Source organism: Citrobacter sp. TBCS-14, from assembly GCF_005280805.1.
GTDB lineage: Bacteria > Pseudomonadota > Gammaproteobacteria > Enterobacterales > Enterobacteriaceae > Citrobacter > Citrobacter gillenii.
Genome location: NZ_SZWM01000882.1, coordinates 1 through 249 on the forward strand (window position 1 = coordinate 1; position 249 = coordinate 249).

At 50.2% G+C, this 249-nt stretch carries 1 pseudogene; it reads right to left on the bottom strand.

Going from position 1 to position 249, the window contains the following annotated elements:
* Positions 1-249 (bottom strand): annotated as a pseudogene (locus FDX22_RS21880) (FUSC family protein); the annotation flags it as partial.

A 249-nucleotide genomic window follows, 5' to 3' on the forward strand; every position in this document is an offset into this window, starting at 1 on the left:
GGTACAGGCGCATCACGTAAACGCTGGTGAGCAATAATCATCGTCAGTGCCAGGCGGAACTTTGCCAGATCACCGGGGAATTTGTTCATCAGTAAAAACAGCTGCTGATACAACGCCGGAAGGTGGTTTTCTTTACGGCGCACAACATTGGTGGTCATTGCGGAAACCGCTGCCGACACAAACTGGTTAAGCAACACACGACCTGTTCTGTCACGCGAGTTATCCCGCACCAACAGAATAACGATAAAC